Origin of the sequence: Psychrobacter sp. FME13 (genome assembly GCF_014861395.1) — a bacterium.
GTDB lineage: Bacteria > Pseudomonadota > Gammaproteobacteria > Pseudomonadales > Moraxellaceae > Psychrobacter.
Genome location: NZ_RRYV01000036.1, coordinates 19280 through 27326, shown reverse-complemented (window position 1 = coordinate 27326; position 8047 = coordinate 19280). Strand labels below are relative to the sequence as shown.

Sequence of the window (8047 nt, the reverse complement as noted above, 5' to 3'; positions counted from 1 at the left end):
CATTGTCGTATTCTCTCAGAAAGTTGAGTCTCCGACAATCTCGGGGCGGTTCAGTTTGCAAGAAGCGGCACCGTTATATACTGACAAATTCCCAGTGTGGTCTGAACATACCAGTGCCATGCATCAGTATATGATCTGGATGGCATTGTCCAGTTTAGATATCGGTGCAAACTTACAGCATTACAATCCTATCATTGATAGCAAAGTTGCTGATGCTTGGAGTGTGGACAAGAACTGGGAATTGGTTGCACAAATGGTATTTGGTGCGATCGAGCAGCCCGCAGGTGACAAGGCGTTTAAGCCTGTAGATGAACGTTTAAAAGTGTTCGGCTAATAAGTCCTAGCGTTGAAGATAGTAAAACCAATGAACCCGCTATGATATATATTCGTAGCGGGTTCATTGGTTTTATTGTGTGACTTAAAATCTTATTTTCAAGTCACCACCAACCTCATTAATTGCGTGCTGATGTAACCACCAAACGTCCCAACCGCATAGCCTAATATACCCAAAAACACTCCCACTGGCGCAAGTGAGGGGTGAAATGCCGTGGCCACAATTGGCGCTGATGATGCGCCGCCAGTATTGGCATTAGACCCAACCGCCAAAAAGAAAAATGGCGCTCGTATCATTCTAGCAACAGCAAAGATAATCACGACGTGAATACTCATCCATAACAGACCGATAAGCAGTAATCGCCATTGTGAGACAATACCAGCCAAATTAATTTGCATACCAATAGCAGCAATTAGTATAAAAATGAATACTGTACCGATTTTTGAGGCACCAACATGGTCAAGCCTGCGAATCTTGGTAAAAGAAAATATCACGCCTATTAATGTAATAATGACCACCATCCAAAAGAATGAACTGGCAAAGCTATACTGTACCGCCCATTTGTATGGCGCAAAAAAACCTGCAATTTGTCCACCAACAAAGTGCGCGACCCCAACCATGGCAAAGCATAATCCAAACATCACCATCAAATCGTTGATAGTTGCTGGCCGGGCATGATCGCGATCATAGCTTTCGACCGCTTTAATGACCTTATCGATACTGCTGGTATCCGCTCGCAAAAACCGATCTATCTTGTCACTGTGTTTTGCCATCACCAGTATGGCCAATAGCCATAGCGAAGCATTGGTCGCATCCACCAAAATCATCATACCGAATAAATCGTCACTGACTCCAAATAGCTCCTTCATCGCTGCTTGGTTGGCTGCCCCGCCGATCCAACTGCCTGCCACTGCCGAAAACCCACGCCATAAAGTATCATCGGTAAACATCGCAGGTGATATCCATTTAGCCACGCCCAAACTGATAGGACCACTAATAATAATAGCGATACTGGCCGCAAAGAACATAGCAATGGCTTTCCAGCCTAAGCCTAATATTTTTGGCACATCCATTGACAGTGTCATCAGCAGTAAACTGGCTGGTAGTAGGTACGTGGCAGTGAAGCCATAAATCTGTGAGCCAACACCATCAGCAAATACACCCAAACTATTTAAAGTGGCTGGTATAAAGCAGCACAAAACAATACCTGGTAGTACGGCATAAAACCGCTGCCAGAACTTGCCAGGTAACCCTTGGGTATAAAACACCAAACCGATAATGGCCATAATAACGCCAAAAGCCAATGGCAGACTATCAATTGCTAAATGAGAGAGGTCTAGCATCCCATAGCTCCAATGCAGAAGATAAAAACCTGCCAGTATAGACAAGCAAAAAAAGTCACGCAATGGCAAATGCCAAATCATTAGACACAAAAAAGCCAGATAACAAGTATCTGGCTTTTTGATGCCGAATTATACGATGTCATGCGATTAAATTAATCGGTCTTATTCAACCATTTATTAACCGTTAATAATAGCGTTATTACGAGTTGTTACCACGGTTGCCACCGTTTGAGCGACCTTGGCCACGGCTGTCAGAACGACCTGCTGGGCGACCTTGGCTACCGCTTGGACGACCGCGACCAGATGCAGCGCGATCACCGCGTGGAACACCATTGCCATCACTACGGCTAGGACCACCAGTACGTTTACCTTGATAAGGCTTGCCACCTGAACGCTCATTTGGCTTACCTTTATAACCACTGTCATTGCTAGCACGTTGACCAGTTGAAGCACTATCGCTTGAACGACCACGGCCTTGACCATTACCACCACCGTTAGAGCGACCAGCATAACCACCACTTGAACGACCACGACCACCGCCGCCGTTAGAGCGACCACGACCACGACCACGGCCACGACCTTTGTTTTCGCTAGGTACGTAAGTTTTCTTAGCTTCCATACCCTCGATGACACACACTTCCATCTTACGATCTAGGTAACGGTTGATAGCAGCTAGTTGTGGACGATCATCCATGCTACATAAGCTGATAGCAACACCAGTACGACCAGCACGGCCACAACGACCGATACGGTGGACGTAATCTTCAGTCTGACGTGGAAGGTCATAGTTGATGACGTGCGAGATAGCTGGTACATCTAGACCACGTGCAGCAACGTCAGTTGCCACTAGAATTTTACATTTGCCATTACGCAGGTCTTGAACAATACGGTTACGCTTGCTCTGTGGCAAATCACCGTGTAGGAAGCTTGCTTTATGACCAGCTTCTTGTAGCTGTTTTGCTAGCTTTTCAGTACTGCGCTTAGTTGCAGCAAAAATAATGATTTGATCCATTTCTTTTTGGCAAACAATTTTGTCAAGCAATCTGTTTTTATGATCGAAATCATCACAGTAGTATACTTTTTCTTCGATGTGCGCTGATTCAACTTTGATAGATACACGCTCAGGGTTTTTAGTGAAGCTAGCAGCGATTTTACCTACTGGGCCATCCCAAGTTGCAGAACACATGATGGTTTGACGATCGGTCGGTGCTGCGCTCAAGATATCACTGATATCATCTGCAAAACCCATGTCTAGCATGCGATCAGCTTCATCAAGTACTAGCACTTCAAGATTTGATAAATCAACACGGCCAGCCTTGATATGATCTAATAGACGACCAGGTGTTGCTACGATTACCTGAACGCCTTTTCTTAGCGCTGTAATCTGACCATTATATGGTGCCCCACCAACCAATGGTACACAGAAGAGACCACGCATATCTTTAGAATAAGTACGCACACTATCATGTACTTGCTGAGCAAGCTCACGCGTTGGTGTTAGGATAAGTGCTTTGGTTAGTTTATCAAAGCTAGTGGCACGGCTTAAACGATCAAGTACTGGGATGACAAATGCGGCTGTTTTACCACTACCCGTTTGTGCTGATAATAATAAATCGCGGCCTGCTAGAGCAAAAGGAATAGCCTGTTCTTGAATAGGTGTGGGATTGGTATAACCACTGCGATCAAGCGCGGTAAGAATCGGCTTGGCAATATTAAGTTCAGCAAAAGTGATTTTTTCTTCAGCAGCGTCAGGAGTAGCCGCTTGAGCATCAGTATTTGGGGTGTCAGTATTTTCGATGATGCCGTTTTCAGCGGCGATTGTAGATAAGATGTCAGTCATAGTAATCCTTGGTAAGTATAAGCTGCTGTACATTCAGCAAGCTTGATGCATACCACTGATAACCGTTCACCACGCCGCTTTTATTAAAGAACTACCGAGCCACATAATTGTGTCGGTAGTCAGAAACTCAGCCAATAAAACTGTCGTTTCTATAATAAATGCGTTCGTGCTGTCTGACGTATTTTGGTGGTAGTGCCGAGTGTCTTATCCTTGTCTGATATAGGCATATTATTAATGCTTTATCCAAAGCAAATAAACGCTAATAACAACCAATCTAATCCATAATAATGGAACAGTAGATAAGATATGAGTCAAAAATAACTAGCAGTGCTATTAAATGTTATTTAAGTACACAAAATCATCGGCAACAATTACTTATGGTCATCCTAGACCCAAAATCGCAGGCGATGTTATCAATCTCATAATTCACGAAAGCCCTAGCTAACGTGGCGACGTAGTATATCACAATAAAATTACATCTGTACCTTTTTTTTGATAACCATAAAAATAACCTTGGCTATCTTAAACTTCTGGTTTATTGTGTTGTTTTGACATCTGTAATATAAGTAGGCAATTGCCACGCACCACCAGCTTCAATCATACGACACAGCCCAGTGCTACCTTCATGACTTTTTTCAAATGTCTTTCCTGTCCATATCCAGTCGATTTTGGTTACGCAGTCACCAATACCTCGACCTTTTTGTACAGAGCTTATCTTACCTTTGTCATAACTAGTGGCATCAGTGGTCACTAATTTTGGGTTATAAGGTTTACTATCATTGATGACCCAAACACCTGAGCCTTTGTTGTAAGCACTCGTCCAACAATCATGCTGGGCTATTAATTGTGAGCCATTTAGACGATTAACTTGCCATGGTGATTTATCTGATAAGCTTGGGCAGTCACTGTCAGCATCTTTCATGGTTTCTTTCATCAATGCTGCCAGTTGCGAGGACTTCATCACAAACTTTTTCTTATTACTTGCCACTGCATTTGGCTTAGGCATGACAAAGCGTAAAACTGGGGCAGATTTTGGTGATAATACACTGCTGTTAGATTTAACTGCATCAGTACGGTTAATAAGGGCGCTTGATGTTCCTACTCGTCCTTGGACTTCATCTGCTTTAAGCATAACGGCATTGGCGCCTCTATCAGATAGCTGCCAACGTGAGTTGCGTAGTACTAGCTCAATATTACTGGATTTGGTTAGTGCCTCTAACAATGCTGTCACTTGTGCTTCAGTAAGCTCAGCACTACCTGCTGTAGTCGAAAATGGTTTGGTTTCACCATGATCTTTATCATTGATAAACAATGATATACGATGACGGTTGCCCAATTGCATCAAGGCCTTAGAGGAGCTATCTTTCGCACCCCCAATTTTAACTTTGCCGTCCACACTAGCATTTGCCCCTGCGCGGCGTGTGAGTAATATAGATATAGGGAATTCGCTATTGTTTTCTGCTTGATAGCCTGCCAATCGGCATGTTCGAGTGTTGTCACAAACAACTTGCCAATCTTGACTGGTCAGCTCAGCACCTGTATTTGCCAAACTTGCTGTACTAACTAAAGCAGTACTGATAGCTGTAAACAGTGATAATCGTATTTTATTTTTTATCATGAATGTGTCTTTTTTATTTTTTTAACATTATATCTTAAGTGAATCATGCCGTTGAATTGTCATAACTGATAAGTACTTCTATCTTGATAATTCTGAACAACTTTTATCTAAGTGTGGTCAATATTGCGGCGAACACTAGCTATTTTCAGTGCTTGCTTTTCCCATTTTTAGTTATCACTCTTAATAATCATTACTTATTAATAGATATTATATAAACAACTACTAATAAGATAGTCCCTGCTATATTAGCGTATTAATGTTTCTGTCCATCATAATAATGTACTATTATGTAAACGCAAAAGTCTATGATTACATCAATGTAAACATATATAAGTACAGAGCAACCCTAATACCCATATTGATTTAATGAGGCTAGGGTCTGTTAAATATTCAAATGTAGTATTGCCCTCCACTCGAGCATAGCTCTCGCCTTGCAAACAGGTAAAGCGCTGCTGTCATGGCTTAAGAATAAAACAAGCCTTGCTATAGACAAATATTATTACTCAGCTTATTTATTCGATGGGTTTTAATGATAATTCTACGGCACGCTTAACGGCTGGACGCTCAGCAACCATATTTGCCCAACGCTTTACATGGATATAGCTATCTACTTGTAAAAATTCTGCAGCATTATAGAGCTTACCGAGCACTAGCTGACCATACCACGACCAAATAAGCATATCCGCAATATTATAATCAGCCTCGTCATTACCGCACATGTATTTATTATCTTTTAAGTGCTTATCGAGTACATCTAACTGACGCTTAGTTTCCATCGTATAGCGATTGATTGGATACTCAAGTGGTTCAGGTGCGTATGCATAAAAGTGTCCAAAACCACCACCTAAGAAAGGCGCGCTACCCATTTGCCACATCACCCAAGATAGACATTCTGCCCGTGCTCTGCCAAGTGACGACGGTATAAATTGACCAAACTTTTCTGCTAAATACATTAAGATAGCACCAGACTCAAACAAGGCAACAGACTCATTATTAGAGTGATCGACCAAAGCAGGGATTTTTGAGTTAGGATTTATGGCGACAAAGCCTGAACCGAACTGATCGCCTTCTGAGATATCGATTTTATAGGCATCGTATTCAGCGCCTTTGATACCAAGCTCAGCCAATTCTTCTAATAGTATGTTTACTTTGACGCCATTTGGTGTATTTAACGAATATAACTGTAATGGCGCATTGCCCACAGGTAATTCTTTATCATGACGCGCGCCAGCTATTGGGCTATTAATACTAGCAAACTTACCACCACTTTCTTTATCTTGTGTCCAAATCTTAGGCGGTACATATTTATTATTGTCTTGACTCATAACATATCCTATTACTTTTTGGTTGTGATAGAACTTACAGTAGCACATTCACCGCTATAGGGTTGAAAAGTGAAATAATCAGTAGAATAACTGCCTACAAACTGGATGATATCAATACCGTATTTTTGGTATGGGTTACCTGTGCTGATATCACCCGCTACATGAGCAGCTTTCACATTGCATTGATAGCCATCATGATTGCAGTGACATACTATATTGTTCTTATAACCAAAATTCTTTATATCGGCGTTTATGATAGCACTTTGTTGTGTGAGACCTTGGACTTGCGACCCTTTATGAGAGCTTACGTAAACAACTCCTACTATGTTGGTATTACGAGTATTGTTTATTTGCCATTTAATGGCCTCATAAGAGCTTAAGTATAATACTACCGGTTTGGATATAGCTGGTATATCTAGCACGACAGCTTGATTATCCGCCTCATAAACACCAGCGTATAATGCTACAACATCTGGGTATCGCTGCTTGATGGTGGATAAAATTTGATTTGGGTCTTCAGCTTGTTTAACATTATCCATAGGACTGATATCCATTGCCACATCTGTTGTATGCCAGCCATTGCGGTATTCAACTTCGACAATATGATTACCAGCTGGTATATATACTTTTTGCATATCATCACCGCCTTTGTTGTCCTCAATGATAATATGTTTATCGATAAGCACCCGTGCCCTAGAGTGACTTTTACTCATCAAAACTTGATAAAACCCCGATTCAGGTACGCTTAACGAGCCTACCCAATATGCCATGAATTTTTCTGATGGTATATTTTTAAAGTTACTCCAACTATATTTTTTTGCCACTCCTGTGACGTACCCTCTTTCTATTACCTTCGATGGATTATCTGAATGCATATAAAAAACTTGATAACCCCGATGAGGAATATCATGATTGAACTGATAAGTATCGTTCCACGTATTAAAGGCTAATGGGAAGTTATGTAAATGGCTATCAAACGTGATGATATTATCGTCTTCAGCACCTGTTTCAATAGGCGGCAGAATGACTGTTTCAAGAAGGATCTCACTATCTTTTTCAATCTCAATCTCAATATTGTCATCTATGTTTGGAGTTACTTTAGGCATCTCTGAGTATCCATCACATGCATTTAAACTAAACATATTTAAAAAAGCCAGTTTTTTACCAGCTTCACTAAAGTCACCATCAAAAAATTCCGAGATGACTTCCTCCAATAAGTGCCGTTTAGTTTTTTTTGAGTCCCTACAACCATCTGTCAGAATATGAGTACCGTTTACTGTATTGTCAGCAGAATAGCTGTCGTTGGTGGTGGCAGCGGGGTTGCCAGTTTCATCATCACTGATCATTAATACTAAAAGTGTGACAACTATCAATGTTACAATGAGTGCAACGGACTGTCGTTTATACATATGATTACATACTCGAGAACAGCTACATCGTAAAATGTAAACGATATAAATATGACTATTATATTAATTTAGAAAAATTGTCGAGTAATAATTATACAAGATAATAACAAATAAAAGTGCGTAAAATGACTTTATCTAAGGTCTGTTGAACATTCAAATTTGAATGTTCAGCAGACCT

General features: G+C 41.1%; 5 protein-coding genes and 1 pseudogene. 1 reads left to right on the top strand and 5 read right to left on the bottom strand.

Going from position 1 to position 8047, the window contains the following annotated elements; genetic code table 11:
• Positions 1 to 334: pseudogene (locus EI164_RS06820) on the top strand (hypothetical protein); the annotation flags it as partial.
• A gap of 98 nt (positions 335 to 432) precedes the next feature.
• Here the strand turns inward: EI164_RS06820 and EI164_RS06815 are convergent.
• The 5 genes from EI164_RS06815 to EI164_RS06795 form a co-directional block, all read right to left on the bottom strand.
• A complete protein-coding gene (locus EI164_RS06815) occupies positions 433 to 1677 on the bottom strand; it encodes a DUF819 domain-containing protein (protein ID WP_192519234.1) in 1245 nt (414 codons plus the stop codon).
• 199 nt (positions 1678 to 1876) lie between these two features.
• Complete coding sequence (locus EI164_RS06810; protein WP_192519233.1) at positions 1877 to 3517, bottom strand: DEAD/DEAH box helicase; 1641 nt, start codon at positions 3515 to 3517, stop codon at positions 1877 to 1879.
• 535 nt (positions 3518 to 4052) lie between these two features.
• The gene (locus tag EI164_RS06805) at positions 4053 to 5135 is read right to left on the bottom strand and encodes a DUF1176 domain-containing protein (RefSeq protein WP_192519232.1); all 1083 of its coding nucleotides are present in this window, start codon (positions 5133 to 5135) and stop codon (positions 4053 to 4055) included.
• A gap of 512 nt (positions 5136 to 5647) precedes the next feature.
• Entirely contained in the window at positions 5648 to 6460 is an 813-nt protein-coding gene (gene yghU / locus EI164_RS06800; protein ID WP_192519231.1) for a glutathione-dependent disulfide-bond oxidoreductase, read from the bottom strand.
• Positions 6461 to 6471: 11 nt separating this feature from the next.
• A complete protein-coding gene (locus EI164_RS06795) occupies positions 6472 to 7869 on the bottom strand; it encodes a hypothetical protein (protein WP_192519230.1) in 1398 nt (465 codons plus the stop codon).
• Positions 7870 to 8047 lie beyond the last annotated feature (178 nt).

Bases quoted from the DNA above. Each gene is read 5' to 3' on its own strand.
- EI164_RS06795 (WP_192519230.1), bottom strand. From the start codon at position 7,869: ATGTATAAACGACAGTCCGTTGCACTCATTGTAACATTGATAGTTGTC.
- yghU (WP_192519231.1), bottom strand. From the start codon at position 6,460: ATGAGTCAAGACAATAATAAATATGTACCGCCTAAGATTTGGACACAA.
- EI164_RS06810 (WP_192519233.1), bottom strand. From the start codon at position 3,517: ATGACTGACATCTTATCTACAATCGCCGCTGAAAACGGCATCATCGAA.
- EI164_RS06805 (WP_192519232.1), bottom strand. From the start codon at position 5,135: ATGATAAAAAATAAAATACGATTATCACTGTTTACAGCTATCAGTACT.
- EI164_RS06815 (WP_192519234.1), bottom strand. From the start codon at position 1,677: ATGCTAGACCTCTCTCATTTAGCAATTGATAGTCTGCCATTGGCTTTT.